Origin of the sequence: Mycobacterium sp. 050128 (genome assembly GCF_036409155.1) — a bacterium.
GTDB lineage: Bacteria > Actinomycetota > Actinomycetes > Mycobacteriales > Mycobacteriaceae > Mycobacterium.
Map to the genome: position 1 here is coordinate 107,625 of NZ_JAZGLW010000002.1, position 24,495 is coordinate 132,119.

The 24,495-nt window shown below is 66.3% G+C and carries 24 protein-coding genes and 2 pseudogenes; 12 read left to right on the forward strand and 14 right to left on the reverse strand.

Going from position 1 to position 24,495, the window contains the following annotated elements:
* Window positions 1-20 precede the first annotated feature (20 nt).
* Entirely contained in the window at window positions 21-776 is a 756-nt protein-coding gene (locus tag SKC41_RS17900) for a DJ-1/PfpI family protein (protein WP_330979039.1), read from the forward strand.
* Here SKC41_RS17900 and SKC41_RS17905 read toward each other — a convergent pair.
* Window positions 773-1,252 (reverse strand): nuclear transport factor 2 family protein, encoded by a 480-nt coding sequence (locus SKC41_RS17905; RefSeq protein WP_330979040.1) that lies wholly within the window; start codon window positions 1,250-1,252, stop codon window positions 773-775. The two genes, SKC41_RS17900 and SKC41_RS17905, sit on opposite strands and share 4 nt — an antisense overlap.
* A 58-nt stretch (window positions 1,253-1,310) precedes the next feature.
* On the opposite strand from SKC41_RS17905, the gene SKC41_RS17910 reads away from it, so the two are divergent.
* The gene (locus tag SKC41_RS17910; protein ID WP_330979041.1) at window positions 1,311-2,078 is read left to right on the forward strand and encodes an SDR family oxidoreductase; all 768 of its coding nucleotides are present in this window, start codon (window positions 1,311-1,313) and stop codon (window positions 2,076-2,078) included.
* A 4-nt stretch (window positions 2,079-2,082) separates the two neighbouring features.
* On the opposite strand, the gene SKC41_RS17915 is transcribed toward SKC41_RS17910, so the two are convergent.
* The 4 genes from SKC41_RS17915 to SKC41_RS17930 are packed head-to-tail and all read right to left on the reverse strand — an operon-like array spanning window position 2,083 to window position 5,880.
* Complete coding sequence (locus SKC41_RS17915) at window positions 2,083-2,835, reverse strand: YqjF family protein (protein ID WP_330979042.1); 753 nt, start codon at window positions 2,833-2,835, stop codon at window positions 2,083-2,085.
* Between the two features lie 33 nt (window positions 2,836-2,868).
* Window positions 2,869-3,333 (reverse strand): STAS/SEC14 domain-containing protein, encoded by a 465-nt coding sequence (locus SKC41_RS17920; protein ID WP_330979043.1) that lies wholly within the window; start codon window positions 3,331-3,333, stop codon window positions 2,869-2,871.
* A gap of 20 nt (window positions 3,334-3,353) precedes the next feature.
* Window positions 3,354-4,010, reverse strand: a complete 657-nt coding sequence (locus SKC41_RS17925; protein ID WP_330979044.1) for a hypothetical protein — start codon at window positions 4,008-4,010, stop codon at window positions 3,354-3,356.
* Window positions 4,011-4,050: 40 nt separating this feature from the next.
* On the reverse strand, window positions 4,051-5,880 hold the full coding sequence (locus tag SKC41_RS17930) for a fatty acyl-AMP ligase (protein ID WP_330979045.1): 1,830 nt from the start codon (window positions 5,878-5,880) through the stop codon (window positions 4,051-4,053).
* 94 nt (window positions 5,881-5,974) lie between these two features.
* Between SKC41_RS17930 and SKC41_RS17935 the strand changes: the two genes are divergently transcribed.
* The 3 genes and pseudogenes from SKC41_RS17935 (at window position 5,975) to SKC41_RS17945 (ending at window position 9,395) form a co-directional block, all read left to right on the forward strand.
* Window positions 5,975-6,352, forward strand: coding sequence for a hypothetical protein (locus SKC41_RS17935; protein WP_330979046.1), 378 nt, complete (start codon window positions 5,975-5,977; stop codon window positions 6,350-6,352).
* Between the two features lie 94 nt (window positions 6,353-6,446).
* Complete coding sequence (locus SKC41_RS17940) at window positions 6,447-7,853, forward strand: TIGR00366 family protein (protein ID WP_330979047.1); 1,407 nt, start codon at window positions 6,447-6,449, stop codon at window positions 7,851-7,853.
* A pseudogene (locus SKC41_RS17945) lies at window positions 7,850-9,395 on the forward strand (allophanate hydrolase). The gene SKC41_RS17940 and the pseudogene SKC41_RS17945 overlap by 4 nt, the downstream one beginning before the upstream one ends.
* A 26-nt stretch (window positions 9,396-9,421) precedes the next feature.
* On the opposite strand, the gene SKC41_RS17950 reads toward SKC41_RS17945, so the two are convergent.
* Together SKC41_RS17950 and SKC41_RS17955 are read right to left on the reverse strand one after the other, a co-directional pair.
* Window positions 9,422-10,513 carry a serine hydrolase domain-containing protein gene (locus SKC41_RS17950; RefSeq protein WP_330979048.1) on the reverse strand — a complete coding sequence of 364 codons (1,092 nt, stop codon included), beginning with the start codon at window positions 10,511-10,513 and terminating at the stop codon, window positions 9,422-9,424.
* Between the two features lie 33 nt (window positions 10,514-10,546).
* Window positions 10,547-11,687, reverse strand: a pseudogene (locus tag SKC41_RS17955) (serine hydrolase domain-containing protein).
* 243 nt (window positions 11,688-11,930) lie between these two features.
* Between SKC41_RS17955 and SKC41_RS17960 the strand changes: the two are divergent.
* On the forward strand, window positions 11,931-12,377 hold the full coding sequence (locus SKC41_RS17960) for an SRPBCC family protein (RefSeq protein WP_330979049.1): 447 nt from the start codon (window positions 11,931-11,933) through the stop codon (window positions 12,375-12,377).
* A gap of 14 nt (window positions 12,378-12,391) precedes the next feature.
* Here SKC41_RS17960 and SKC41_RS17965 read toward each other — a convergent pair whose 3' ends face one another.
* On the reverse strand, window positions 12,392-12,685 hold the full coding sequence (locus SKC41_RS17965; protein WP_330979050.1) for a hypothetical protein: 294 nt from the start codon (window positions 12,683-12,685) through the stop codon (window positions 12,392-12,394).
* 125 nt (window positions 12,686-12,810) lie between these two features.
* Between SKC41_RS17965 and SKC41_RS17970 the strand changes: the two genes are divergently transcribed.
* A complete protein-coding gene (locus SKC41_RS17970) occupies window positions 12,811-14,385 on the forward strand; it encodes an FAD-dependent monooxygenase (protein WP_330979051.1) in 1,575 nt (524 codons plus the stop codon).
* Here the strand turns inward: SKC41_RS17970 and SKC41_RS17975 are convergent.
* The 4 genes from SKC41_RS17975 to aceA form a co-directional block, all read right to left on the reverse strand.
* Window positions 14,369-15,535: an LLM class flavin-dependent oxidoreductase gene (locus SKC41_RS17975; RefSeq protein WP_330979052.1), complete on the reverse strand. Its 1,167-nt coding sequence runs from the start codon at window positions 15,533-15,535 to the stop codon at window positions 14,369-14,371. The two genes, SKC41_RS17970 and SKC41_RS17975, sit on opposite strands and share 17 nt — an antisense overlap.
* Window positions 15,536-15,726: 191 nt before the next feature.
* Window positions 15,727-16,113: a hypothetical protein gene (locus SKC41_RS17980; RefSeq protein ID WP_330979053.1), complete on the reverse strand. Its 387-nt coding sequence runs from the start codon at window positions 16,111-16,113 to the stop codon at window positions 15,727-15,729.
* Window positions 16,114-16,268: 155 nt separating this feature from the next.
* Window positions 16,269-16,499 (reverse strand): hypothetical protein, encoded by a 231-nt coding sequence (locus tag SKC41_RS17985; protein ID WP_330979054.1) that lies wholly within the window; start codon window positions 16,497-16,499, stop codon window positions 16,269-16,271.
* 260 nt (window positions 16,500-16,759) lie between these two features.
* Window positions 16,760-19,060: an isocitrate lyase ICL2 gene (gene aceA, locus SKC41_RS17990; RefSeq protein ID WP_330979055.1), complete on the reverse strand. Its 2,301-nt coding sequence runs from the start codon at window positions 19,058-19,060 to the stop codon at window positions 16,760-16,762.
* A 313-nt stretch (window positions 19,061-19,373) separates the two neighbouring features.
* On the opposite strand from aceA, the gene SKC41_RS17995 reads away from it, so the two are divergent.
* Entirely contained in the window at window positions 19,374-19,748 is a 375-nt protein-coding gene (locus SKC41_RS17995) for a hypothetical protein (protein ID WP_330979056.1), read from the forward strand.
* Here the strand turns inward: SKC41_RS17995 and SKC41_RS18000 are convergent.
* Complete coding sequence (locus SKC41_RS18000) at window positions 19,745-20,455, reverse strand: MBL fold metallo-hydrolase (RefSeq protein ID WP_330979057.1); 711 nt, start codon at window positions 20,453-20,455, stop codon at window positions 19,745-19,747. The two genes, SKC41_RS17995 and SKC41_RS18000, sit on opposite strands and share 4 nt — an antisense overlap.
* A gap of 21 nt (window positions 20,456-20,476) precedes the next feature.
* Between SKC41_RS18000 and SKC41_RS18005 the strand changes: the two genes are divergently transcribed.
* From SKC41_RS18005 to SKC41_RS18020, 4 genes are read left to right on the forward strand one after another with little or no spacing between them, the layout of a single operon-like run.
* Window positions 20,477-20,839, forward strand: a complete 363-nt coding sequence (locus SKC41_RS18005) for an ArsR/SmtB family transcription factor (protein ID WP_330979058.1) — start codon at window positions 20,477-20,479, stop codon at window positions 20,837-20,839.
* The gene (locus SKC41_RS18010; RefSeq protein WP_330979059.1) at window positions 20,839-21,843 is read left to right on the forward strand and encodes a zinc-binding dehydrogenase; all 1,005 of its coding nucleotides are present in this window, start codon (window positions 20,839-20,841) and stop codon (window positions 21,841-21,843) included. The genes SKC41_RS18005 and SKC41_RS18010 overlap by 1 nt, the downstream gene beginning before the upstream one ends.
* A gap of 44 nt (window positions 21,844-21,887) precedes the next feature.
* Window positions 21,888-22,331 (forward strand): SRPBCC family protein, encoded by a 444-nt coding sequence (locus tag SKC41_RS18015; RefSeq protein WP_330979060.1) that lies wholly within the window; start codon window positions 21,888-21,890, stop codon window positions 22,329-22,331.
* 41 nt (window positions 22,332-22,372) lie between these two features.
* On the forward strand, window positions 22,373-22,918 hold the full coding sequence (locus tag SKC41_RS18020) for a YbhB/YbcL family Raf kinase inhibitor-like protein (protein ID WP_442931703.1): 546 nt from the start codon (window positions 22,373-22,375) through the stop codon (window positions 22,916-22,918).
* Between the two features lie 4 nt (window positions 22,919-22,922).
* On the opposite strand, the gene SKC41_RS18025 is transcribed toward SKC41_RS18020, so the two are convergent.
* Window positions 22,923-24,488 carry a phytoene desaturase family protein gene (locus SKC41_RS18025; protein ID WP_330979061.1) on the reverse strand — a complete coding sequence of 522 codons (1,566 nt, stop codon included), beginning with the start codon at window positions 24,486-24,488 and terminating at the stop codon, window positions 22,923-22,925.
* Between the last annotated feature and the right edge of the window lie 7 nt (window positions 24,489-24,495).

A 24,495-nucleotide genomic window follows, 5' to 3' on the forward strand; every position in this document is an offset into this window, starting at 1 on the left:
GATCAGAGAGGACCGCACCGATGACCCAGATCGCCTTCGTGGCTTACCCCGGATTCACCGCGCTGGACATGATCGGACCGTACGAAGTGCTGCGCAATCTGCCCGGCGCCGAGGTGCGGTTCGTCTGGCACGAGTCCGGGCCGATCACCGCGGACTCCGGCGTACTGGTCATCGGCGCCACGCATTCACTGGCCGAAACCCCCTCGCCCGACGTCATTCTCGTGCCCGGCGGACCGTCGACTCCGGTGCATGCCCGCGACGAGGTGCTGCTGGACTGGCTGCGTTCGGCGCATCGAAACGCGAGCTGGACGGCGTCGGTGTGCTCGGGCTCGGTGATCCTGGCCGCGGCCGGCCTGCTCGAGAGCCGCCGGGCGACGTCACATTGGCTGGCGATCCCGATGCTGAAGGGATTCGGCGCGATCCCGGTCAGCGACGAGCGGGTCGTGCGCCAGGACAACGTCATCACCAGTGCCGGCGTGTCCGCGGGACTGGACCTCGCGTTCCGGCTGGCCGCTGAGATCGGGGGCGAGGGCCGCGCCAAGGCGATCCAGCTCGCGATCGAATACGACCCGCAGCCACCGTTCGACTCCGGTCACATGTCGAAGGCGTCGGCAACCACGAAAGCCGCTGCCACCGCACTGCTCTCGAAGGACAGCGCCAAGCCGGCCAACCTCAAGGCGACGACGATGATCGCCTGGGATCAGGCACTGTCGGCGGTCCGGTCACGGCGCCGCAAGCGACAGCCGGACCTCGCCGCGGTTTCTCCGAAGGCTTAGTGCGCGTTGGGTTGCAGGAACTCGGTGGACGCGAACTGCCCGCCCGCTTCCATCCACGCCGCGACGGCCCCCGGCGCGTCGCGGTTGGGGTTGTAGATGTCTTCCTCGCTGGAGAACAGGCCGTTGCCGGCGTAGACCAGTCGAGTCCAGTTCGGGAACCAGAACGGTTCCCCGTTCGGGTCGGTCGGGTGGTCGAGCAGGTTCTTGATCATGATGACGACGGCGTCATTCTCCTCATCGTAGGCAATCCAGTCGCTGGGAAAGCGCATGTGCGGGAACGGCGCCATGACGGCGACGATCCATTCCCGGACCGCCTCGCGGCCGTGAAAGACGCCGTAGTGGTGTTCGATGTAGACAACGTCCTCAGTGAACAAATCCGCAAAAGGTGCCCAGTCGCCGGAGGCGCTGCACTCTTCGGCCACGGTTGTGTAGTGCTCGACGGCTTGCTCGATTTCGGCTCTGCTGAAGTTGCCCATAGCGGACACACTAGAACGTGTTCTGGTTTTACGGGGCCCGTCCGGATAGGGATATCGCATGAGCGTGTTGGAGTTGTTTGACTTGCGCGGCAGGACGGCTCTGGTGACCGGAGCGTCCACCGGTATCGGCAAAAAGGTGGCCGAGGCCTATCTGCAAGCCGGTGCACAAGTGGCCATTGCGGCACGCCATACCGAGGTCTTGGCGGAGGTCGCCGCCGAGCTCGCTGCGGCCGGTGACAAGGTCGTGCCGATCACCTGTGACGTGACCCAACCCGATCAGGTGAACCGCATGGTCGACCAGGTGATCACGGAGATGGGCGGCATCGACATTGCCGTCTGCAATGCCGGGATCATCAATCTGAAAGCGATGCTGGACATGTCGCCGGAGGAATTCCAGGCCATCCAGGACACGAACGTGAACGGCGTCTTCCTCACCGCGCAGGCGGCGGCCCGCGCGATGGTCAAACAGGGCCGCGGCGGCGCCATCATCACCACCGCCTCGATGTCCGGCCACATCATCAACGTTCCGCAACAGGCGGGCCACTACTGCACCTCCAAGGCCGCGGTCATCCACCTGACCAAGGCGATGGCCGTCGAGCTCGCGCCGCACAACATCCGGGTGAACAGCGTCAGCCCGGGCTACATCCTCACCGAGCTCGTCGAACCGATGGCCGAATATCACCGGCTGTGGGAGCCCAAGATTCCGCTCGGCCGCATCGGCCGGCCGGAGGAACTCGTCGGCCTCTACGTCTACCTGGCCAGCGACGCGTCCAGCTACATGACCGGTTCGGACGTCGTGATCGACGGCGGCTACACCATCCCGTGAGAACTCACTGAACCAGGCACGGGCGGCCGAAGCGGGTTCGTACACCCGGTGAATACAGGCCGCGCATTCGATCGCCGGCTCGCGGCACCGCACTGGCGTCGATCAGTTCGTCAGTCAGCTCGAGGATGTGGGCCGCGCGCAGCGGCCACGGTCCGTGCGCGTTGGGCACCCACCACGTCCGGCCGGCCCAGCGCGTGTGCGCGCCCCAGCGAGCGGTGAGCCAGACCTCCAACGGCGTCGGCTCCACCTCGTCGCCGACGGCGACGGTCAGCCGGGTGCGCAGGCCGCGGCGCGGCCACCGCCGCACGCTGTCATAGGTGATGTGGTTGCTGTCGCGGGTTATCCGCATCTTGGCCCAGGTGTAGGGGATGCCGAGGCCGATCCGGGTGACGGGGACGACGGCCAGGCGAGCGGTTTCCAGTGACCGGAACAGGACGCCGTGTCGAGCGGCGTCGTCGATCGAGTACAGCCGGACGTTGGTCTCGGCGAAGCTGCCAAAGTACGGAAGCCGCAGTGCGGTAACGACTTTCGTGCTCGTCATCATGAACGGGACCAACGCCACGTAGGTCAGCCCGTCGGCGAAAACGTCGGGACGCGTCCCCGGTGGATACAGGTGTGCGACGGTGTCGGGCTGGACCGGCCAATGCACGAACGTCAGGTCGCTCCACTGTTGGTCGAAGGTGACCGGGCCTGGCAGCGGTGGCGGTATGACCGGATAACCGGCGAGCGACTCATCAGGTTGCCCGTGTGCGGTCATCTCATCATCGTGACACGCCCACGGCTCAACGCATCAGGAGCCGTCGAGCATCCACTGCCGCGCTTCCTCCAGTTGTCCAGCGGGAAAATGCCGGATCTCGGCCGACACGAAATGCGGGGCCAGACGCTCGGCGACATCCCCCAGTTGCGAGTCGGTCACCACCCCGATTTTCTTGACGTGCCGGTGGTGGTCCCGAACGAAACGCAGGTGGGTGATCATCGACCCAAAACTGTCCCAACCCGGGAACGACGCCGCGTTGATAATCAGGCCGGCAAGGTCGCCATGGGCCTCGATCAGGGGGTCAACCGCTTGCGCGAGTGCGACGAAATCTTGCTTGTCGAGCGCGGCCTTCGGTCGCACCTCCAAGATGGAATGCTCTTTGTCCAAATCGTATTCGATCATGCCCGGCTCCTCGATGATCGCGGTATTGGTCGCCGATGATGGCGATGCGGTCATGATGCCGAGCGCCGACAGGTGTTGATAAGGGTCCAAAGGCATCACGCAGCTCCTGAAAGGCCCTAACCCTCAATCTCACCGGAGATTCCCCGCTCGATGCTGGCCTGCGTAGTGGCGGGCAACACGATCAGCCCATCGAGTTCTTTGCGGGCCGACTCGTAGGCGGTTTGCCGCTCCCGCGGCGCGGCGGCTGCGTCCGATGCCATCCGCAACAGGCGCTGGGCGCGCGTGATGCGCTGTTGTTCATCGCGGGAGAAGTCGTTGCGGCGTCTGCGTATTGCCTCGGCCTCGGCGACGTTGAACGCGGTCACGTAATCCTCGACGGCGACTTGATAGCGCGCGGCGGATTCGCGGTCGTCGAGCAGATCCTCGGCCTTGACGGGTCGCAACAGGTCCGCGCGCAGCTTGGCCTTGTGAAAGGCGACGGTGAGCGGATCGCGCAGATTCGTCATCAGCGGGAAGTCGAGCAGCTTGGCGAAGTCGAGTTCGTACTCCAGCCAGCGGGTGTCGGTGCGGTGGTGTTCGTCGAGGATCCGTCGCAGCGATCGCCATTGCGCGGCTTGACTGGTGGCGGTGGGTTCGGGCAGCGGCGCCGTGGGCTCTGGCGCGTCGGCGGCTCGCCGCTTGTTCGCGCCGAAGGCGCGCACCGCGCCGATAGCCAGGCCCACCAGCGGCAGCAGCAGAATGAGGAGCTCCGCCAGCCGGATGATCAGACCCATATGGCCAGGATGCCACCGGGAGCGTCGTGCGGCCGAGTTGCTAATGCGAGCCCAGTGCACCACCGAGGTATTGAGCGCGGCAGGCCAGGCGGGCCAGCTTCCCACTGGTGGTGCGGGGAATGGCGCCGGCCGGCAACAAGCGAACGTCGGACACGGTCAGGCCATGGCGGTGCGATACCGCGGCCTTGATCGCCGCGATCGCCGGTTGCGGATCGTCGCGACTGGTGCCCGCCGCACGCTCGGCAATGATCACCACGCCACCGTCGTCCGGCAGCGAGAAGGCCGTCACGTAGCCGCGTCGGACCATCGGCGACGCCTCGGCGGCGGTGGCCTCGATGTCCTGCGGGTAGTGGTTGCGGCCGTCGACGACCACCAGGTCTGCGATGCGGCCGGCGACGTAGAGCTCGCCGTCCAAATACACCGCCAAGTCGCCGGTCCGCAGCCACGAGCTGTCGGCCGCCGACCCTTCGGCACGGCTGCCCTCGGCCAGCCGCGACTGCAGATGTGCGTGGAATGTCCGCTCGGTTTCTTCGGGGCGCCGCCAATAGCCTCGGCCGACGTTGTCGCCCTGCAACCAGACTTCGCCGACCATGCCGTCGGGCAATTCATCGGCGGTGTCGGGGTCGACGATCACCGCCCGCAGGCTACGAGCGGGCCGACCGCACGATACGTGCGCCACCGCGCCGGGCGCGTCCGCGCCGACCCGCACCGCGCGACCCGCGCCCAGCTGGGCACGGTCAAGGTAGACGACCTTCGCCTCGGCGCTCGGCTCGATCGTGGAGATCAACAGCGTCGCCTCCGCGATGCCGTACGAGGGCTTGAATGCGGTGTGCGGCAACCCGTACGGCGCGAACGTCTTGTTGAACGTCGCGATCGCCTCGATGCTGACCGGCTCGGAGCCGATGATCAGCACGACATTGCTCAGGTCGACGTCGTCGCCGGCGGCAGGCAGACCGCGCTGTGCCGTCCACTCGTAGGCGAAGTTGGGTGCGGCGGTAACCACGTTGCCTTCCCTCGACCCCGCGGCCAGCGCCTGGATCCATCGCTGCGGCCTGCGCACAAACGCGGTCGGTGACATCAGGGTGGAATGCCCGCCGTACACCGCGGGAAAGCCGATCATCGACAGCCCCATGTCGTGATAGAGCGGCAGCCAGCTCACCCCGTGGGTGTTCCGGTTCAGCAGATCGATCGACAGAATCATTTGCGTCAGATTGGTTCCCACGGCCCGGTGGGTGATCTCGACGCCGACCGGCGGCCGGGTCGCACCGGACGTGTACTGCAAGTGGGAAACCCGGTCGCTGTCCAGCTCCACGGGGACGAACGACTCCCCCGCCGAGTCGGGGATCTGATCGATGACGACGACGTGCGGCCGGCGCAGCTGGGCGCACTGGGCCAGGAATTCTTCGACTGCGTCTTTCGCCGCGCAGGTCGTCAACACCACGCTCGGCTCGGAATCGTGCAGTGCCGTCTCCAGCCGCTCGGCGTGGCCCGGCAGCTCGGGCGCGAACAACGGCACCGCGATGGTTCCCGCCTTGACCGCGGCGTAGAACCCCGCGACGTAGTCGATGCCCTGCGGCGCCAGAATCGCCACCCGGTCGCCGTCGTCCGCGAACTGCTGGACGCGTCCGGCGACGGCTGCCAATCGGACACCCAATTGGGCCCAGGTCACTTCCACGGCGTGGCCTTGCGCGCGGGCGTAATCCAGGTAGCGGTACGCGATGGAATCGCCGACATTTCGAATGTTGCGGTCGATCAGAGAAATCAATGTGGTTCCCGGCGGCAACGAGATCTCGCCGGCGGCGTCCAGGCAATCCTCTATTCGTAGCAGGCCTTTTGGAGCCACGGAGTCTTGTCGGGAACCGTCATCCATATCCGCAGTCTAGGTGGGCCGCGATACTGCGCTTCGGATCCGGCCGTCGGCTAGAGTCCGAGTCGACACCGCCGCGGGGGCCTTGAGGAGCAACGTGGACTCTGCCGATCAGCACCCCGAGACGCGCGAGGGCGCATTGGCCCGAGTGCTCGCTTATCGCACTCGGTGGCGGGCCAAGGCGATGCCGGTTCGGGTGAGCCTTGCCGTCCTGGGCGGCGTGCTGCTCGTCGCCTCCATTCCGCTGATCGTGTTGCTCCCCGAAGTCGGGATCCCCGCGCTGCTGGTCGCTTTTCGCTTGCTCGCGGTCGAAGCGCTTTGGGCCGCGCGCGCCTACGCGTGGACGGATTGGCGCTTTTCCCAACTGCAGCACTGGTTTCATCGCCAGTCCCGCGGTGTTCGCGCCGCCATCGTCGCGAGCCTGATTCTGCTGGCGGTGGCAATCGTCGTTGTCTTTGTCTACGAGTTCATTTAGGGCCACGCGGCGGCAACCAATCTAGAGTTACCTGAGCGTTTCCCCTATTCAACGAGAGCACGATGCGTGCACCCCGCGCGGTAAAGGCGGCCCAATGACGACCACAAGAGAAGAACATGTCGGGCGTCGCGGCCTCATGCAGCGATTCACGATGCTGTGCGTCCGGTATGTCGAACGCTTGATGCCGGACCCGTATTTGTTCGCGGTCATTTTGACTCTGATCGTGGTCGCACTTGTTGCCTTACTCGTTCGGGGTGCGACGCCTACCGGGGTCCTCAAAGCGTGGTACGGCGGAGTATGGGGAGCGCAGAACATCTTCACCTTCGCGTTCCAGATGGTGCTGATTTTGGTCACGGGTTACACGCTGGCCGAGGCACCCATCGTGAAACGGGCCATCATCGCACTCGCCGGCAAGCCGACGAACCAGGTGCAAGGGGCCCTGCTGTGCTTCGGCGTCAGTAGCCTCTTCTCGCTGTTGAACTGGGGGCTGGGCCTGGTGGCAGGTGCACTGGTCGCGCGACAGGTCGCAAAGCGGCTCCCCAACGTGCATTTCGGTTACCTGATCGCGACCGGGTTTATGGGCTACCTGGTCTGGACGCAGGGATTGTCGTCATCGATCGCGTTGGCCAACACCGATACGACCAGCCCCATCAACGTGATTCACAAGATGACCGGACTGATCGTGCCGTTGAAGCTGACGATTTTCCAGCCCTACAGCTGGGTCGCCGTGGTCGCGATGGTCGCGCTGGTCGCCGCCACGATCTGGCGGATGGAGCCCGATGAAAGCCTCGAACCCGACCCGGCGGTGTTCGACGAAGAGCCGGTACCGGATCCGCCCCAGGGTCCGCCGACGTTCGCCGAGCGGCTGGAGAGCCTCTGGATTCTCAACGCCCTCGTATTCGCGGCCGGCATAACGTATTTCGTGCTGAGCGGCTTCGCGCTGAACATCTCGTCGATGATCATGTTGTTCACCGTCACCAGTGCGTTGCTGCATGGCACGCCGATTCGCTTTATTCGCGCGTTTTCCGGTGCGGCGAAAGTGTCCGGCCCATTGCTGCTGCAGTATCCCCTGTACGGCGGAATCGCCGGCCTGCTGGGTTATTTGCCGGTGGGATCCGGTCGCGCGCTGCAGACGGTGCTCGCCGAGGCCCTGGTGCGCGGCGCCGATCAGTACACGCTGCCATTCCTGACATTCGTTGGCTCCGTTATTATTTCGCTGTTCGTCCCGTCCGGCGGCGGGCACTGGGCGGTGCAGGGGCCCATCGCGGTGGGCTCGGCGCTGGCCATCGGCCAGCATTCGCCGGCCTACCTGGGGCTGATCTCGATGTCGGTCGCGGTCGGCGAGGGTGTCGCCAACATGATTCAGCCGTTCTGGTTGTTGCCGGTGCTCGCGATCGCGAAGCTCAACGTGCGTCAGGTAATGGGCTTTACGGTGATCGCGTTCCTGATCGGTTTCGCGGTGTCCGGGGCCGCGGTTCTCATCGCCCCGCACGTCTTGTGAAGTCGACGCGTCTGTCACCGACCGCGCGGGTGGCCGCCGCCTATCGCGCCATCGCCGAGGCCGACCGGCCCGAGGTCTGGATCACGCTGCGCGAACAGGCCGACGTGCTCGACGATGCCGTGGCCGTCGAACACCGCCTGGCCGCGGGTGAGCGGTTGGCCCTGGCGGGGCTGGTGGTCGCGGGTCAAGGACAACATCGACGTGGCGGGTCTACCGACCACCGCGGGATGCCGCGAGTTCGCGTACCAGCCGGCGACCACCGCGGTCGCCATCGAACGGCTCCGCGACGCGGGGGCCGTCGTGCTCGGTAAGACGAATCTCGACCAATTCGGTTGCGGGTTGGCCGGCACCCGCAGTCCCTATGGCGCCGTGCGTAATTCGCGTCATCCGAACTTGGTCTCGGGAGGGTCGAGTTCGGGTTCGGCCGTCGCCGTGGCGCTGGGCATCGCCGATATCGGCATCGGCACCGACACCGCCGGATCGGTTCGGGTCCCCGCCGCGCTCAACGGTCTGGTCGGCATCAAACCCACCCTCGGGATCATCCCCACCCATGGGGTCGTCCCGGCCTGCGCGAGCTACGACGCGGTCTGCGTGCTGGCGGCCGACCTCGCTCTGGCCGAAACCGCGGTCGCCGTGATGGCCGGACCCGATCCGCGCGAGCCCCGCAGCCGCCGGTGGCCCGCCGACGTTCGCCTCGCGGCGCCGGACGCCCCACGGCTGGCGATCCCGGAAGCTGCGAACCTCGCCGCGCTGCGCCCCGGCTACCGCGAGGCGTTCGCGCAGTCGGTACGTCGTGCGAACGACGCCGGGTTCGGCGTCCAGCCCGTCGATATCTCCGTCCTGCTGGATGCCGCGTTGCTGCTCTATGACGGCGCGATCGTCGCCGAACGATACGCGGCCGTCGGCGCATTCCTCGACACCGCACCGGCGAGCGCGGATCCCGTTGTCGCGTCGATCATTACCGCGGCGCGCGAGGTCACCGGCCCGGCCTTCGCCGCCGATCTGGACGCGTTGGTACGGGCACGGGCCGATGCCGCTTGCCTGCTCGACGGTTTCGACGCGTTGCTGCTGCCCACCACCACCGAACATCCCTCGCTGAGTGAGGTAAGCGCTGATCCCGTCGGGATCAGCCGTCGCATGGGCACGTATACCAATTTCTGCAATCTGCTCGACATGGCCGCGGTCACCGTGCCCGTCGCGCCGACGCCTGCCGGCACTCCGTTCGGCGTGACGATCGTGGTCCCCGCCTTCAACGACCAAATCGCTGCCGACATCGGCGCACGATTGACCGGCACCGCCTCGGAACCGTTGGTCCGAAGCGGGGTCGAACTAGCGGTATTCGGACAGCCACTGCATCGGCAGCTAAACCGACTGGGCGCCCGGTTCGTCGAACACATCCGGACGCCCGACGCCCGGCCGGGTGAATTGTTCCGGATCTCCGAAGCCGGCCTGGGAAGTTTGGTTGCCGCCTTGCCCGCGCCGATGGCTTTGACCAATCTCGAACTCGAGGACGGCCGTACGGTCACCGGTGTGACCGGCTGACGGCGGCGAAAAGTTTTGGTAGCGAACTACATCCAGAGTTTCGCGATCGAACCGGCCAGGGCTTCGGGGTCCTGCTCATCGGTGTTGCAGCTGATCGCGACGGACGTCGTCCGGTCCTTGCTCACCCGAAACGCGGTCACGAATCCACCCCATTCGCCGTCGTGATCGAGTGTGCCGTTGGCTAGCAGGAAGATTCCCGCGCCGTAGCGGTCACCACCGCCCGCATCGGTGGGCACCGCCCCGCTCAGTTGCGCGCCGAGCAATGCGGTGCCGCCCACCCGGCCGGTTCGGTAATTGTCGGCCCAGTCGACCAGTTGGGTGGGCGTGGTCTGGATGCCGCCGTCGCCGACCTGTTCCCAGCCGGTCGCGGTGGCGTGGTAATCGTCGCTGTCCGCTTCGTAGCCGACGGCCTTGCCGGGAATCGGCCCCGACGGATCCAGGACCATGGCCAGGCCGAGCGGATGGAAGATCTGTTCGGCGAGGAACTGCGGCAACGGTTCCCGCGCCACCCGGCGGACAATCTCGCCGAGCAGCAGATAATTGGAGTTCGAGTATTCGAACTGGGAGCCGGGTGCGAACTTCAGCTTCGGCATCGCGGCGACCGCGCGCACCGCCTGATCCTGGGTGGTGCGGTCGCCGAACTGATACCCCTGCGCCTCCAGCAGTCCGACGTAGTCGGGGATGCCGCTCGTCTGGTGCATCAGTTGTCCGACGTTGACGATGCCCGCCCAGGCCGGCAGCTCGGGCAGATGCCGGGACAGCGCGTCGTCGAGCGTCAGCCTGCCGGCGTCGACGAGCAACAGCAGCGCCGAGGCGGTGAACTGCTTGGACACCGACGCGATATCGAACACGGTCTCCGAAGTCAGCGGGGCCTCGGCCGCCACGTCGGCCAGGCCGCGCACCCCGGTCCAGACGACCTTGCCCTTGACGCCCACCGCGGCCGAGCACCCCGGAGCCGCTTCGTCGATCGCGTCGTTGAGAACTTTCTGGCTCGCCACCTTCGCGGCATCAGCGTTAACCGGTACGGCCGGGCTGGTTTTCGGCGCGGCGTGCTGACCACTGCCGCAGGCGCCGAGCAACAACGCGATTGCGAGAAGGAGCGCCGGCCGTTTCGCCATACCGTGAATGATGGCGTGTCTGCGCGCAATCCACTACATCCAGAGCTTCGCCAACGAGTCGGTCAGGGCTTCCGGGATCTGGTCGTCGGTGTTGCAGCTGACGGCGATGGACGTCTGCCGGTCCTTGCTGACGCGGAATGCCGTGACGAAGCCGGGCGAGGCGCCGTCGTGGTCGAGCGTGCCGTCGGCCTTGATATAAATCCCTGCGCCGTAGTGCACCGGGATGCCGGGCCCGATCTCCACCGCCCCGGCCAGCTGCGCCTCCAGCAACTTGGGCCCACCCACGCGACCGGTTCGGTAGTTGTCACCCCACTGAACCAGCTGGCTGGGCGAGGCTTGGACCGCGCCGTCGCCGATCTGTTCCCACGCCGAGGTGGTCATCCGGTATCCGTCGCTGCCGCCGGCATAGGAGATGGCCTTGTGTGGAACCTGGCCGACGGGATCCATCACCATCCCCAGGCCGAGCGGGCCAAAGATTTCCGTGCTGAGGAACTGCGGCAGCGGCTGCCCCGACACCCGGTGCACGATCTCGCCGAGCAACAAATAGTTGGAGTCGGAGTACCGGAATTGGCTGCCCGGCTGATAATTCAGCTTTGGCACCGCCGCCACCGCCTGCAGCGCCTGCTGCTGCGTGGTCCGGTCACTGACCGCGAACCCCTGCTTCGCCAGCAGCCCTTCGTATTCGGGTATACCGCTGGTTTGGTGGATCAACTGGGTGATCGTGACGGTGGCGGCCCAGCTAGGGAATTCCGGCAGATGCTGGGCGAGCGTGTCGTTGAGGGTGAGCTTTCCCGCGTCCGCGAGCAACAGGGCGGCCGTGGCGGTGAATTGCTTGGACACCGAGCCGACATCGAACACCGTGTCGGGGGTCGGGGGTGATCTTGTCGCCGGTCGCCGTGTCGGCGATGCCGCGCACTCCGGTCCACACGACGGTGCCCTTGGACCCCACTGCGGCCGAGCAGCCGGGTGTCGTGGCGTTGACCGCGTCGTCGAGCACCCGCTGACTGTTGGCCTTGACCAGCGGGTTGTCGTTGGTGGTGACGGCGGCGCTGCTGGTAGAGGTGGGCGCTTTCGACGCGGGCGTAACGGTAACCTTGTCGCAGCCGCTGAGCGACAAGACGGCCGCGCACACCACCAGCGATACTCGCGTGTGCCGACGGAGTAGGCACCCCACGCCACGCCCTCCGAAGTCAGACGGTCGGCTCGAAATCATCTGTCCACCAAAGTTTTTCATCACGCATTGGAATTCCCGCCCGGTGTCTGGCCTCGTTCGCCCGCTACCGCCCGGAACCCGCACACGGTGAGTATGCACGTGAGGCAGCCGTGTGTGCCGGATTTCACCGGCCTTCGCGCGAGCGTCGGCCCAGGTCCGCACCCCGGGACCGGGTCCGTGGCGGTGGCGGTAGGGTACGCGGCTATGTCGGGTCGCAAGTTTTCGTTCGAAGTCAATCGGACCTGTAGTGCGCCTGCCGCAACGGTGTTCGGGCTGCTGGCGGACGGCGCCAATTGGTCGAGCTGGGCCAAACCGATGGTGCTGCGCTCGAGCTGGGCGCGCCAAGGTGACCCGGCGCCGGGCGGGGTAGGCGCGATTCGTCAGATCGGTGTGCCTCCGATCCTGGCGCGCGAGGAGATCGTCGAGTACGAGCAGGATCGCCGACAGGTCTACAAGTTGGTCGGGCCGTCTCCGGCCAAGGATTACCTGGGCGAGGTGGTCCTGACGCCCAACGCGGCCGGCGGTACCGACATCCGCTGGTCGGGATCGTTCGTCGAGAGAATTCGCGGAACCGGGCCGGCGACGCGCGCGGCGCTGGGCGGTGCGGTCAAGCTTCTCGCGGATCGGCTGGTGAAGGCGGCCGAGCGCTGATCTGGCGGCGCGGGCTAGGGGTTGTTGGCCTGTTGTTCGGTTAGCTGCGCCTGCTGCATGTCTTGCTGAAACTGCTGCTGCGCCGCTTCGTTTTGTTGCTCGGCCTGCTGCTCGGACAACAGCAACTGCTGCTGGGCCAATTGCTGTTGTAGTTGCGCGTCGTCGTTGTCGTCGGCGGCGAAGCGCATGTGGCCGAACGTGCCGGTGGTGACCTCTGCATGGGCCGCGTCGACAAAGGCCGGTATCGCGATGCCCGCGACGCCGGCGAAGACGATCCGCATGAACTGCTTCTGACGAGGGGTGCTCATGCTCCAGGTATGCGCCGCGTTCTTAGCTCTGAGCTGGGAAGCGGCTAGCGCCGCACTATGAAAACCGGCGCTGTCAGTCGTGCCGACGTTTGTCGACCCGCCTCCCCACTATTAAGCTGGCCTAAGTGATTGACGTCGTCATCGCCGGTGGCGGCCCGAACGGGCTGATGCTGGCCGGCGAACTGGCATTGAACGGGATCCGTCCGGTGGTGCTGGACCCGATGCCCGGCCCTAACCCCATGCGGCGAGCCAACGGCGTTATCGGACAAGGGGTTCGAATCCTGGACCACCGCGGCCTCTACGGCGTCCTCGCGGGAACCTCGGACCCGCCGCGGCTCAACCCTCGCCCGATGTTCGCGGCCCTCCCGTTGGATCTCACGTCGATGACCGACTCGCAGGTCTTCCTGCTTCCCGTTCAGCAACCCAAGCTGGTTCAGGCGCTTGCCGATCGGGCTCTGGAACACGACGTCGACATTCGATGGGGCCACGCGCTCACCGATTTCGACCAGGACGCCGCCGGTGTCACGGTGGACGTCGCCGGGCCCGGCCACACCTACGCGCTGCGCACCAAGTATCTGATCGGCGCGGACGGCGGCACCAGCATGACGCGCAAGCTGGCCGGCATCGATTTCCCCGGGATGTCGTCGTATGACCTCGTCGCTCGCATGGGATTCGACGTACTTCCGCCCGCAGACTGGATCGACCCGGTCAGCGGCGGACTGGACATTCCCGGGTTCGGCCGAGTGCCGCCGCTGCAGTTCCATCGGGCCGATCAGGGCGTGTTCGCCTACGGCGCGCTCGGGGGCCGCGCGGCGATGATTGTCTTCGAGCTGGACAGAGCGGCCCGCGAGGAGCCCTTGGCCGACATCGACGACCAACCACCGATGAGCCTGGCCGAACTGGAGGCCAGCGCCAAGCGGGTGCTGGGTGCCGATGTGCCGCTGCGGCCCGTGTCACCCGACGCGCCGCTGGATCTGCGCAGGTTCACCGGGATCAATTCCAGGATCGCGTCGCGGTATCAAGCGGGACGGGTGATCCTGGTCGGCGACGCCGCGCACGTCCACTCCCCGATGGGCGGGCCGGGACTCAACCTGGGCCTGCAGGATGCGGTGAATCTCGGCTGGAAGCTTGCCGCGGTCCTGCGTGGGCACGTCGGGCCCGCCCTGCTTGCCACCTACGAAGCCGAACGCCGCCCCGCCGCCGAACGGGTCATCATGCACAGCCGCGCGCAGCTGGCACTCGTGCGGCCCGGGCCCGAGGTCACCGCGCTGCGGCAACTGTTTTCCGAGCTGCTCACCGATGCCGATATCGCCCGCCGCCTGAGCAACCTGATATCCGGGGCCGAAAACCGTTACGACACAGACCCGCATGCACATCCGCTGACCGGACACTGGGTGCCGGAGTTCGGCGTGACGGACGGCGGTGAGGCCAGACGCGTGGCGGAGCTGGCCCGCACCGGTCGGCCCCTGCTCATCGATCTCACCGACTCCGGCTGCGTGGCCGCCGCGGTCACCGACGCCGCCGACCAGTTAACGATCGCCGTCGGACAACCGGATGGCGACGTGTCGGCCACCGCACTGTTGGTGCGCCCCGACGGTTATGTGGCGTGGGCATCGTCGGCAGCGGCACCCGATGTCGCGGAACTTCGCCGGGCGCTCGCGCGGTGGTTCGGGCTGGGCGCGACTACTTCTTCGAGTTGAGCTCGTCCTGGTACTTCTTGGTCATGTGCTCGACGGCCTGGTTCTGCGACTCCGCCAGCCCTTCGCGCGCTGCGCTGGCCCGCGCGGCCGCATCGAGCGTCGGCTGCGCCTGACCCTGGAAGTGCGGCATCACCTCGGCGGCGAACAATTCGGCGGACCGTTTGGTGGCCACCGGATTGGCCCACTCGTGGCCCATCTGAAGCATGCAGCCGAACCCACCGGACTGATCCCACATTCGCTGCACCTGCGCGCGCGCCCGCTCCGGGGTACCGATCACGCCCGCGCCGTTCTCGTTGATGACGTCGATCATCTCGTCGATCTGCTCGCCCGGCATGGTCATCTGCGGGAACGCGGCCACCTTCTGGAAGTACCGGAACCACGGCTCGAGACCGAATTTCACGTCCTCGCGCGCCTGCTTGTCGGTCTCGGCGATATGGAACGGCCCGACCAGGCTCCAGTTCCGGCGATCGACCTCGGTGCCGAACACCGCCGCGCGTTCTTCGACGATGTCCCAGTGATATTGCAGCGCATTGAAGCCCTCGATGGTCAGCGTCGCGCCGATGGAGAGCAAGCCGATGCCGTGCCTGCCGGCCAACCGGGCGCCGGTCGGGGAAGCGACCGCGGCCACCGCCAGCGGAACCCCACCGTCGGAGTACGGGGCGAGCTGCAGCTTGGCGTCGTGGAGTTCATGCGTGGGCGTCTTGGCGCTCACCGTTTCCCCCCGCAGCAGTCGGACCACGATGTCGAGGTTGGTGTCCAACAGCTCCCGGGTGTCGGTCGGGGTCAGCCCGATCATCGACGAGTCGCTGGGCAGCGAGCCGGGGCCCACCCCGCCGATCACTCGGCCATGGGTGAGGTGGTCCAGCATCATCAGCCGGTCGGCGACCCACAGCGGGTTGTGATACGAGAGCGAGATGACCCCGGTGCAGAGTTTGATCCGCTTGGTCCGCTCGGCGGCGGCAGCGATGAAGATCTCCGGCGACGCGATGATCTCGCTGCCGGCCGAGTGATGCTCGCCGATCCACGCTTCGTCAAAGCCCAGCGCGTCGAGGTGTTGGACGAACTCCAGGTCGCGCTGGATGGCCAGCGTCGGGTTGGTGCCCGCGCGGTGGAACGGCGCGATGAAATATCCGAACCTGAGCTTCGCCATTGAAGGTCTCCTTGCAGTCACGTTGCGGAGAACCATAACTCAGGCTGGCGACGCGGTGAACAGATCAACGGCGCGACGTCGTGGGTTGTCTCCGCCGCCGCGTGGGGCGGAGATTTGCTCAGCCGAGGGGGTCACAGGTCGACCTAACCCCCTCGGCTACCGCAAGCACGTGTTAATGGCGCAATGCGCGGTCAGGTGCCACCGCAGATGTTGCCGACGCAACCGCCGCCACCACCGGGTCCGCCGCCGCCACCTCCGACGCCGGGGATGCTGCCGCTACCGCCGCCGGGGCCGCCACCACCGGTGGGACCGCCCGGAACGCTGCCGCCTCCGCCACCCGGTCCGCCACCGCCGGTCGGTCCGCCGGGCACGGTGCCACCGCCGCCGCCCGGTCCGCCACCGCCGGTCGGTCCGCCGGTATCCGGGGCCGTTGACGGCGCGACGCTGGACGTCGTGGTGGACGTCGTAGTTGTGGTGCCGCTAGGTGCCTTGTTGCCGCCTCCGCCGCAGCCAACCGTCAAAACGAGCATGGCGGCACCGCCGAAAAGCGCAACTGCGGTCCGAGCTTCCGTTCTCATCAGACTCCCCTCCCGACACTCAGCGAACTCATTCGTTGGTACCCGTTGGTGCCTTTCGCAAACCGCGCGACTTTGCAGCGGACATGCCGGTGGCCCATCTCGTAGTCGAGATGGGCCACCGGTTGCTTGGATGTGGGGTGATGTGGGGTGGGTGCCTAGCCGCAGTTGAGGCCCGAGATGCAGGCGACGAGGACTGCCTTGTGCACACTGCCGGGCGCGACCGCCACGTTCTGGCTCGCCGCCGTGAGGCTCGACGAAGAGTGGGTCACCGGGGCGGGCGCGGCGGCCGCGGCTGGGCTGGGCCCGACGCCGCCGACTCCGACGACAAGTGCGAGTGCGCCCGCCGCACCGAAGGTCGTGATCGTCATCTTGGTTGAAGACTTCATCGAAGTGTCCTTTCGCCGTTCTGTTCGGTTTGCTGCACGTCTGTCCAATAGCTAATGTACACCTATGCAACTGTTGCTAAAAGCGAAAGTGCCCAGTGTGATTGCTTTCACGTTTGGCGGTTATCGCGCTGCGCGCCCAGTGCGCGTACAGCACAACGACGCCGTCGTCCGTCAAGAGCACTAATCGCGGCGCGGTGAACCCGCGGCATCACGAAATCCTGGCCCGCCAAACAGTTTCGCGGGCCGGTCGGCCGTGCCGGCTAGTCTTCCTTGGTGATCAGCTTGCGCAGCGCCACCCGATCCTGCTTGAGCAGCTCGGCGATGCGCGGCTTGTTCACCTCGGCGACGATGATCTCGCCAACCTCGGGGTAGACCTGGCTGAAGATCCCGTGCGACTTCATCTTCTCGGTCTGATACAGGTTGTCCTCGGTCGGCGTCACGTAATAGACCGCATCGGCCTTGAAGCGATGCACCAGCCAAAGGTGGATCAGCGTCATCAGCCGCTTCTGGCGCAGCTTCTCGCTGAAGGTGTTCTGGTCGCGCACCTGCAGGATGCTGCGGCCGTGCCGGTCCTTGATCGGGTCGACGACGACGTTGGCCAGCTGTTCTTGAGGGTCAGAACCTTCGCCTCTGATCCCGAGCTCCAGCACGTCCGAGCCGGCGCGGCGGGGCCGCAGCGTGACCCGAAGTTTCTCGCCCAGCTGGTAGTGCTCGCTCCAGAGCGCCAGCCACTCCTCCAGCAGCTTCTTGGGCACCTCGGTCTGCACCAGATGCTGGTGCTGGGTCGAGCCCTTGCCCATCGCCTTGGTGGTCGCGGTGCGGCCCGACGACGCGGCCAGCGCGGCGTCGCTGCGCGGCCCACCGACCAGCGTCTGCGGCGTGCGGTAGGGCGACTCGACCAGGCGCATCTTGCGCTGCAGCCGGGCCAGCGCCAGCATGCCGTCCTGGCGCAGGTTGGTGGCGAACTCCTCGGCGGCGACGCCGTCGATCTGGTGCCCGCCGTAGGTGATGAAGTTGAAGACGAAGCCCATCTTGCCCAGCTCCGCCGGGAACTGCTTCATCTCTTCGTCGGTCATGCCGGTGGTGTCCCAGTTGAACGACGGCGAGAGGTTGTAGGCCAGCATCTGGTCGGGGAACTCGGCGTGAATCGCGTCGGCGAACTGCTTGGCGTCGGCCAGGTCCGCGGTCTTGGTCTCCATCCAGAGGATGTCGGCGAACGGCGCCGCGGCAAGCGATTTGGCGATCGCGTAGGGAATGCCGCCGCGCACCTGGTAGTAGCCCTCGGGCGTCCTGGCCAGCTCGGGGCTCCAGTCCGGCGCGGCACCCAGCTCGCGGGCCTTCTCGCGAGCCGCGTAATGCGACGTCCGGGCGGCGAACTTGCGCCACTCGTCGGGGCTCATGGTCGCCGGTTCGTCGTGTTCGCTTTCGCCGAATGCCAACACTTCCGCCACGGCATCGGCGTAGGTCATCAGCCCGGCGTCGTCCTCCCAGGCGGCGACGAACCGCGACTCGACCTGGTCGAAGAGGTCGTCGATCGAGTGTTGGCCGTCCTGCCGCCACTGGGTGACCGCATCGGAGACCAGGCCCAGGATGCCCTGGCGCTCGAGCCAGGCGTTGGCGATGCCGTACTCGCCGTCGGCGAGCGCATAGAGAAGATGGCCGTTGAGCTCCTTGACGCCCAGCTCGTAGAAGCGCCGCATCAGCGCCAGGAAACAGGCCTTGTAGGACGGAATGTCCAAGTTGGTCGCGCCGAGCAGGAACGCTTGGTCGCGCTCGTCGGAGTTGCTGTCGATCAGGTTCGCCGCCTCGGCGTCGGTTCGGGCGACGATGATGCCTGGTACCCGCATGACGTCGAGCTGGAAGCGGGCGGCGTTGAGGCGCTTGATCTGTTCGTCGGACGGCACCAAAACCTTGCCGCCCTGGTGACCGCACTTCTTGGTGCCCGGACGTTGGTCTTCGATGTGGTAGCCGGGCACGCCGACTTCCACGAAGCGGCGGATCAGGTTGCGCACGTGCGGGTCACCGCCGTGGCCGGTGTCGGCGTCGGCGATGATGAACGGCCGGTAGTCGTGCTCCTTGGCCGCCGCACGCTGCTGCTCGCTCATGTGCAGCCGCTGGTACTGCTGGTTTCGGTCGGCGGTCAGCAGCGCGCGCACCAGCACCGCGGCATCCTCGGGCACCTGGCTCAGCGGATAGCTGGCCAGGTCGGGCCCCGGGTCTTCGGTGGTGGACCCCTTGGCCGAGGTTGCCCAGCCGCCGAGGTAGATCCCCTCGATGCCCATGCGCTTCATACTCACGGCCTGCCCGGGCGAGTACGGGCCGAAGGTGGTGATGCTCTTCTTCGCCGCGAAAAGCTCACGCAGGCGGGGATAGAAGGCCGCGGCGGCTTCCCGGGCCACGGGGTAGTCGGTCGGTATCGTGCCGCGTTGCTCTACTACTTGGCGGGCCGTATAGAGGCGCGTCTTTCCGGCAAAGCGTGGATCGTCGAAGTATCGCTGCGTGGCGGCGACGTCTTCGTCGAACGGTGCGGGGACCTCAGTGTCCGCGTCGATGATGGCCATGGCTTTACGCTCCCCTTCCAGCGCGAGTCCGCTGACCGTGAGTCTATCCCTGTACCTGAGATTTCAATCATGGGTAATTCGCCGCTTGCCGAGCCGGGCCAAAACTGTTGTCACACGGCGTACTCCGAATGGCTGCGCCGCGCGCCGGCGTGCGTGTGGAACACCTAAGAGATTGCGGTGCAACGCTTTTCGGCAAGTCTTTCGCCGTGACGTTTCCGCGGACTCCGGTTCGGCACCCGGAACAGCAAACTGCGCAGACGAATAAATCAACGAAAACAAGCCGACCCAGCAAACTTCGAGTAAGGTTTGTCCGGTGCAGACGGAATTGCGGTACGAGCGTTGGTATGTGCTGTTGTCTACGCCGCTGGGACTCGGGCCCAAGACCAGCGAGGTGAGCGTCGTTGACGGGACGCTCCACGTCAAGATGGGCTGGGCGTTCGACGCCCATATCCCGATCGCGTCGATCACCCGCGCCGAAGCCTCCGACGAGCGCACGTTCACCGCGGGCGTGCACTACTCGAATGGCCGCTGGCTGGTCAACGGTTCGGGCAAAGGATTAGTGGCATTGACCATCGAGCCGCCGGTAACGGCGAAAGTCCCGCTGAGATCGGTGGCGCTGCGCTCGTTGGTGCTCAGCGTGACCGATCCGGACGCACTCATCGCCGCGTGCACGGTCGCGACCGCCTAGCCCGAACGTTGTTGTAGCCAAGCTCGTTGGCGGCGGATGAACTCCGCGTCGACGATCTTGCCGTGGCCCGGGACGTAGATCGTTTCTCGTCCACCGATCGCCCGCACCCGATCGAGCGTCGTCGGCCAGGCCGCCACATCGGAGTCGGCATCGACGAACGGGTCGGCGGACTCTTCGACGAGGTCACCGGTGAACATCACGACGCGGTGATCGTGCTCGTCCAACCCGGGCACCACCACGATCAAGTCCGACGTGGTGTGGCCGCGCCCCGGGTGGGTGATTCTCACGTCGCGGTCGCCGAGGTCGACAACCGCGTCGTAGACACCGTGCTGCGGCGGCCGCAGCGCCGCAATTGCCCGGTCGATCTCGGCGGCGTCCGCACCATAACTCAGGGCGTGGGCGCGAATCTGGTCGTGGGCCGACGACAGGTAATCGACAACCTCCGGCGCGGAGTAGATCTCGGCGTCGGTGAAATACGAAGAGCCCAGTACATGGTCGAAATGCTTGTGCGTCAACACAATATGTGTGACTGGGCCTCCGGTCAGCTGTCGGACGTCCTCGTCGATCGCGGCCGCCTCGGTCATCGTGGTGCCGCTATCGACGAGTAGTGCGCCAGCGCGTCCGCGCACCAAGCCCACGGTGACGTCGCAGAACGGAAGCCGGCAGCGGTGCACGCTGGTGGTCAGTCGTTCCCAGGTGAATCGCATAAACAGCAATTTAGCGGGCGGATGGCGCAGGGCGATTTACGTGTCGGGAATTTCCGACATATAGTGCTGGGCGTGGGCACTTCGGATCGCGTTTTTCTCGCCTTGGCGAATCCGGTGCGACGCGAACTGTTGGAGATTTTGACTCGGCAGCAACTTTCCGCGGGGAAACTCAGCGAGCGTTTCGACCTCAGCCGCCCCGCGGTCGCCGAGCACCTCAAGGTGCTGCGCGACGCCGGCCTGGTCGCCGACGAGCCGCAAGGCCGCCGCCGGATCTACCGCCTCACCCCGGAGCCACTCGCCGAACTCGGCGAGTGGCTGCACCCCTTCGCGAAGTTCTGGCGCGGACGGCTGGCCGCGCTGGCCGACGCAGCAGAGGAATCGTGATGCGCGCTGTCGTGATCACCAAGCACGGAGACCCGTCGGTCTTGCAGGTGCAGCAGCGCCCGGACCCACCCCCGCCCGGGCGGGGTCAGTTGCAGGTTACGGTCCGGGCCGCGGGAGTGAACTTCGCCGATCACCTCGCCCGCGTCGGGCTGTATCCCGATGCTCCAAAACTTCCGGCGGTCGTCGGTTACGAAGTCGCCGGCGTCGTCGCGGCCGTCGGCGAGGACGTCGACCCCGACCGTGTCGGCGAACGGGTGTTGGCGGGAACACGATTCGGGGGCTATGCCGAAACCGTCAACGTGGCCGCGAGCGATTCCGTGGCACTGCCCGACGCGATGAGCTTCGAACAAGGCGCGGCGGTCCCGGTCAACCACGCAACCGCGTGGGCGGCGTTGCACGGCTACGGTTCGCTGCGCCGCGGTGAGCGGGTGTTGATTCACGCCGCGGCCGGCGGCGTTGGGACCGCGGCCATCCAGTTCGCCAAGGCCGCCGGGGCCGAAGTGCACGGCACCGCATCGCCGGGCAAACACGGCAAGCTCGCCGAGTTCGGCGTGGACCGGGCGATCGACTACCGCCGTGACGGCTGGTGGCAGGACGTCGGCCCGTACGACCTCATCCTCGACGCCCTCGGCGGCACGTCGCTGCGACGGTCGTACCGATTGCTGCGACCCGGCGGAAGGCTTGTCGGCTACGGCGTTTCGTCGCTGCAAGAGGGTGAGAAGCGCTCGCTGCGCCGGGCGGCCCCGCAGGTGCTGTCGATGCTGCGCGGATTCAATCTGATGGACCAGCTCTCCGAGTCGAAGACGGTGATCGGCCTGAACATGCTGCGGCTGTGGGACGACCGCGGCACGCTGGAGCCGTGGATCACTCCGTTGAACCAGGCACTGCACGACGGCACCATCGCGCCGATCGTGCATGCGGCCGTCCCGTTCGACGAAGCGCCCACCGCGCACCGGATCCTGGCGGCGCGCGAGAACATCGGGAAGGTGGTTCTGGTGCCGTAGGTCGACCCGTTTGGGCAGCTGCGGCACCGGGTTATCTTCCGAGGATGGCTGTCTCCGATTCACGCGAACTCGTTATCGAGGCGACTCCCGACGAGATCATGGACGTGCTCTTCGATATCGAATCCTTGCCCGAGTGGTCATCGGCTCATCAGAAAGTCGAAGTCTTGGAGCGCGATGACCAGGGACATCCCATCCGATCCCGGCAGGTCGTCAAGATCGTGGGAATCAGCGAAGAACAGGAGCTCGCCTACACCGTGCACGACGACGGGGTGAGCTGGACGCTGGTGAGAGCCAAACAGCAACGGGCACAGGACGCCCGGTACACGCTCACCCCCGACGGCGATTCCACCAGGGTCCGCTTCGACTTGACCGTGGATCTCACGGTGCCGGTGCCCGGGTTTCTGATCAGGAAGGGAACCAAGGGTCTGATGGACACCGCGACCAAGGGGCTTCGCGAGCGAGTGCTCGAAGTCAAAAAGGGCGGCTAGACGGCTAGCCTCTCGGGCCGCAGTTGGCGACACTGGTCGGTATGGCGTGCAGCGCTGCTCGGCGAATCGGCTTGGCCATCGGCGGACTGGCATTGATGCTTGCGGTGACCGGCAACGGTGGCGCCGCCGTTGTGAGCGCGGCGCCGGGCGCGCCGTTGACGATCAGCAGTCCGGCCTTCGCGAACGGCGCGCCCATACCTGCGCAATACACCTGCAAAGGGGCCGATGTCGCGCCGCCGTTGACGTGGTCGGCGCCGCTGGGGGCGGCACTGGTTGTCGACGATCCGGACGCAGTAAACGGGGTGTACATCCACTGGATCGTGACCGGGATACCGTTGGGATCCGGCAGCACCTCGGACGGTCAGACGCCCGGCGGCGGGAGCACGCTGCCGAACACGGCGGGCCAGTCCGCCTATAAGGGACCCTGTCCGCCCGCGGGCACCGGCACCCATCACTACCGCTTCACGCTCTACCAGCTTCCCAACGACTACCAGCTCCCCGGCGGACTGGCCGGTGCGCGAGCCGCGCAGACCATCGCCGACGCCGCGACCGCCCAGGCCCAGCTGACCGGAACGTTCGGCGGCTGATCGGCTACCGGTCGTCCAGGATCTGATAGGCCGCGTTGTAGCCGGGAGTGAACGTAATACCCGGGCCGCCGTGGCATCCCGCGCCGCCCAGGTATAGACCATCGATCGGAATCGGCATGTCCAGAAAGCCCTTCGGGCCGGGACGGTTGGGTCCCATCAAATCCGGGTGCAACAGACCGTGACAGAAGTCCCCGGCGGGGGCGCCGAACATGGTGTTCATGTGATACGGCGCGAACGTGATATGACGGATCACGATGTCTTTGAAGTTCGGCGCGAATTTGGTGATCTTGTCGATAACACGCTGTGCCATAGCGTTTTTCAGGTGGCCGTGCTGGTCGCGGTCGACTTCGACCGGAAACGCGTAAGCATATGCGCTGGCCGCGTGCTTGCCGGGTGGCGCCATCGCGGGATCGTGCACCGACGGGATTTGCATGCCCATCGACGGGTTGTCCGGAACGAGGCCCCGCCGGCAGATCTCCCACTGCCGCTGCTGGGTTTCCGGTGAGCCGAAGATCCCGACCGACTGCTGCATGCCCTCTTCGTTGAGGAACTCATACGGTGGTGCGAACTCGGGCAGCCCGTCGAGTGCGAAATGAAGCTGCACGAATGAGGCGCGATGATCGCGTCCGGACACACGTGAGACCAACTCTGCCGGAACATGTTCGGGCGCAATGAGTTCGGTGAGCGTCACATCGGGCGAAAGATTGGAGACCACGATCGGCGCCGAGACCGTCGAACCGTCGCGCAGGCGTACGCCGGTCACCTTCCCGTTCTCGACGAGGATCTCCTCGACCTTGGTGCGGAAGCGGATCTCTCCGCCGTGCGAGACGAAGAGCTCGCGCAGGTGTTCGGTGAGCGCGCCGATACCGCCCTTGAGTTTGGTCATCATCGCGGTGCTGTCGTCGGGTACCGCCAGCGCAAATGCCAGGCACGCCGCGCTGCCCGGTGTGTAGGGGCCGCGATAGGTGGAGTTGACCGCCAGGAACGCCAGCATGCCGCGCATCACCGAATGCTTGTCCTGGTCCGGCAGGTAGCGGTCGATCACGTCCATCGCCGAGCCGAACAGCATCTCGTGAATCGCTCGGCGTTCAGCGTCATTGGTTGCGCAGGCGTACATTTCGTCGATCGTCTTGGGCGGCTGGCACACATCGAAGCGGCCCAGCGCCCGTGCGGGCGCCTGGCTCCAGCCGATCAGCTCTGCCATCCCCGTGACGGCTTCCATGCCGTGCTTGTCGTTCAGATGAGCCATCAACTGCATCGGGTCGCGATAGAAGACCATCGGCTCTTCACCGTTTTCGCCGATGTTGATCGACATCACCTCGGGCTCGATCGCGGGCAGCGTGTCGAGTCCGAGGTCCTTGGTGAGTTGGCTCGCGGTCGGGAACTGCACCGAGCCCGCGATCTCGTAGCGGAAGCCGTCGATCAATTCGACCGTCGCCGCCATGCCGCCGGCGTAGGTGTTGGCTTCCAGACACACGGTTCGCAGGCCGGCGCGCTGCAGGATCGCCGCGGCGGTCAGCCCGTTGTGTCCGGCGCCCACCACGATTGCGTCGTATGTCGTTGTGCTCATGGTCTTG

Excerpts from the sequence above, each read along its gene's own strand:
- SKC41_RS17900 (WP_330979039.1), top strand. The coding sequence starts at position 21 with ATGACCCAGATCGCCTTCGTGGCTTACCCCGGATTCACCGCGCTGGAC.
- SKC41_RS17905 (WP_330979040.1), bottom strand. The coding sequence starts at position 1,252 with ATGGGCAACTTCAGCAGAGCCGAAATCGAGCAAGCCGTCGAGCACTAC.
- SKC41_RS17910 (WP_330979041.1), top strand. The coding sequence starts at position 1,311 with ATGAGCGTGTTGGAGTTGTTTGACTTGCGCGGCAGGACGGCTCTGGTG.
- SKC41_RS17915 (WP_330979042.1), bottom strand. The coding sequence starts at position 2,835 with ATGACCGCACACGGGCAACCTGATGAGTCGCTCGCCGGTTATCCGGTC.
- SKC41_RS17920 (WP_330979043.1), bottom strand. The coding sequence starts at position 3,333 with ATGCCTTTGGACCCTTATCAACACCTGTCGGCGCTCGGCATCATGACC.
- SKC41_RS17925 (WP_330979044.1), bottom strand. The coding sequence starts at position 4,010 with ATGGGTCTGATCATCCGGCTGGCGGAGCTCCTCATTCTGCTGCTGCCG.
- SKC41_RS17930 (WP_330979045.1), bottom strand. The coding sequence starts at position 5,880 with ATGGATGACGGTTCCCGACAAGACTCCGTGGCTCCAAAAGGCCTGCTA.
- SKC41_RS17940 (WP_330979047.1), top strand. The coding sequence starts at position 6,447 with ATGACGACCACAAGAGAAGAACATGTCGGGCGTCGCGGCCTCATGCAG.
- SKC41_RS17950 (WP_330979048.1), bottom strand. The coding sequence starts at position 10,513 with ATGGCGAAACGGCCGGCGCTCCTTCTCGCAATCGCGTTGTTGCTCGGC.
- SKC41_RS17960 (WP_330979049.1), top strand. The coding sequence starts at position 11,931 with ATGTCGGGTCGCAAGTTTTCGTTCGAAGTCAATCGGACCTGTAGTGCG.
- SKC41_RS17965 (WP_330979050.1), bottom strand. The coding sequence starts at position 12,685 with ATGAGCACCCCTCGTCAGAAGCAGTTCATGCGGATCGTCTTCGCCGGC.
- SKC41_RS17975 (WP_330979052.1), bottom strand. The coding sequence starts at position 15,535 with ATGGCGAAGCTCAGGTTCGGATATTTCATCGCGCCGTTCCACCGCGCG.
- SKC41_RS17980 (WP_330979053.1), bottom strand. The coding sequence starts at position 16,113 with ATGAGAACGGAAGCTCGGACCGCAGTTGCGCTTTTCGGCGGTGCCGCC.
- SKC41_RS17985 (WP_330979054.1), bottom strand. The coding sequence starts at position 16,499 with ATGAAGTCTTCAACCAAGATGACGATCACGACCTTCGGTGCGGCGGGC.
- aceA (WP_330979055.1), bottom strand. The coding sequence starts at position 19,060 with ATGGCCATCATCGACGCGGACACTGAGGTCCCCGCACCGTTCGACGAA.
- SKC41_RS18000 (WP_330979057.1), bottom strand. The coding sequence starts at position 20,455 with ATGCGATTCACCTGGGAACGACTGACCACCAGCGTGCACCGCTGCCGG.
- SKC41_RS18005 (WP_330979058.1), top strand. The coding sequence starts at position 20,477 with ATGGCGCAGGGCGATTTACGTGTCGGGAATTTCCGACATATAGTGCTG.
- SKC41_RS18010 (WP_330979059.1), top strand. The coding sequence starts at position 20,839 with ATGCGCGCTGTCGTGATCACCAAGCACGGAGACCCGTCGGTCTTGCAG.
- SKC41_RS18015 (WP_330979060.1), top strand. The coding sequence starts at position 21,888 with ATGGCTGTCTCCGATTCACGCGAACTCGTTATCGAGGCGACTCCCGAC.
- SKC41_RS18020 (WP_442931703.1), top strand. The coding sequence starts at position 22,373 with ATGGCGTGCAGCGCTGCTCGGCGAATCGGCTTGGCCATCGGCGGACTG.
- SKC41_RS18025 (WP_330979061.1), bottom strand. The coding sequence starts at position 24,488 with ATGAGCACAACGACATACGACGCAATCGTGGTGGGCGCCGGACACAAC.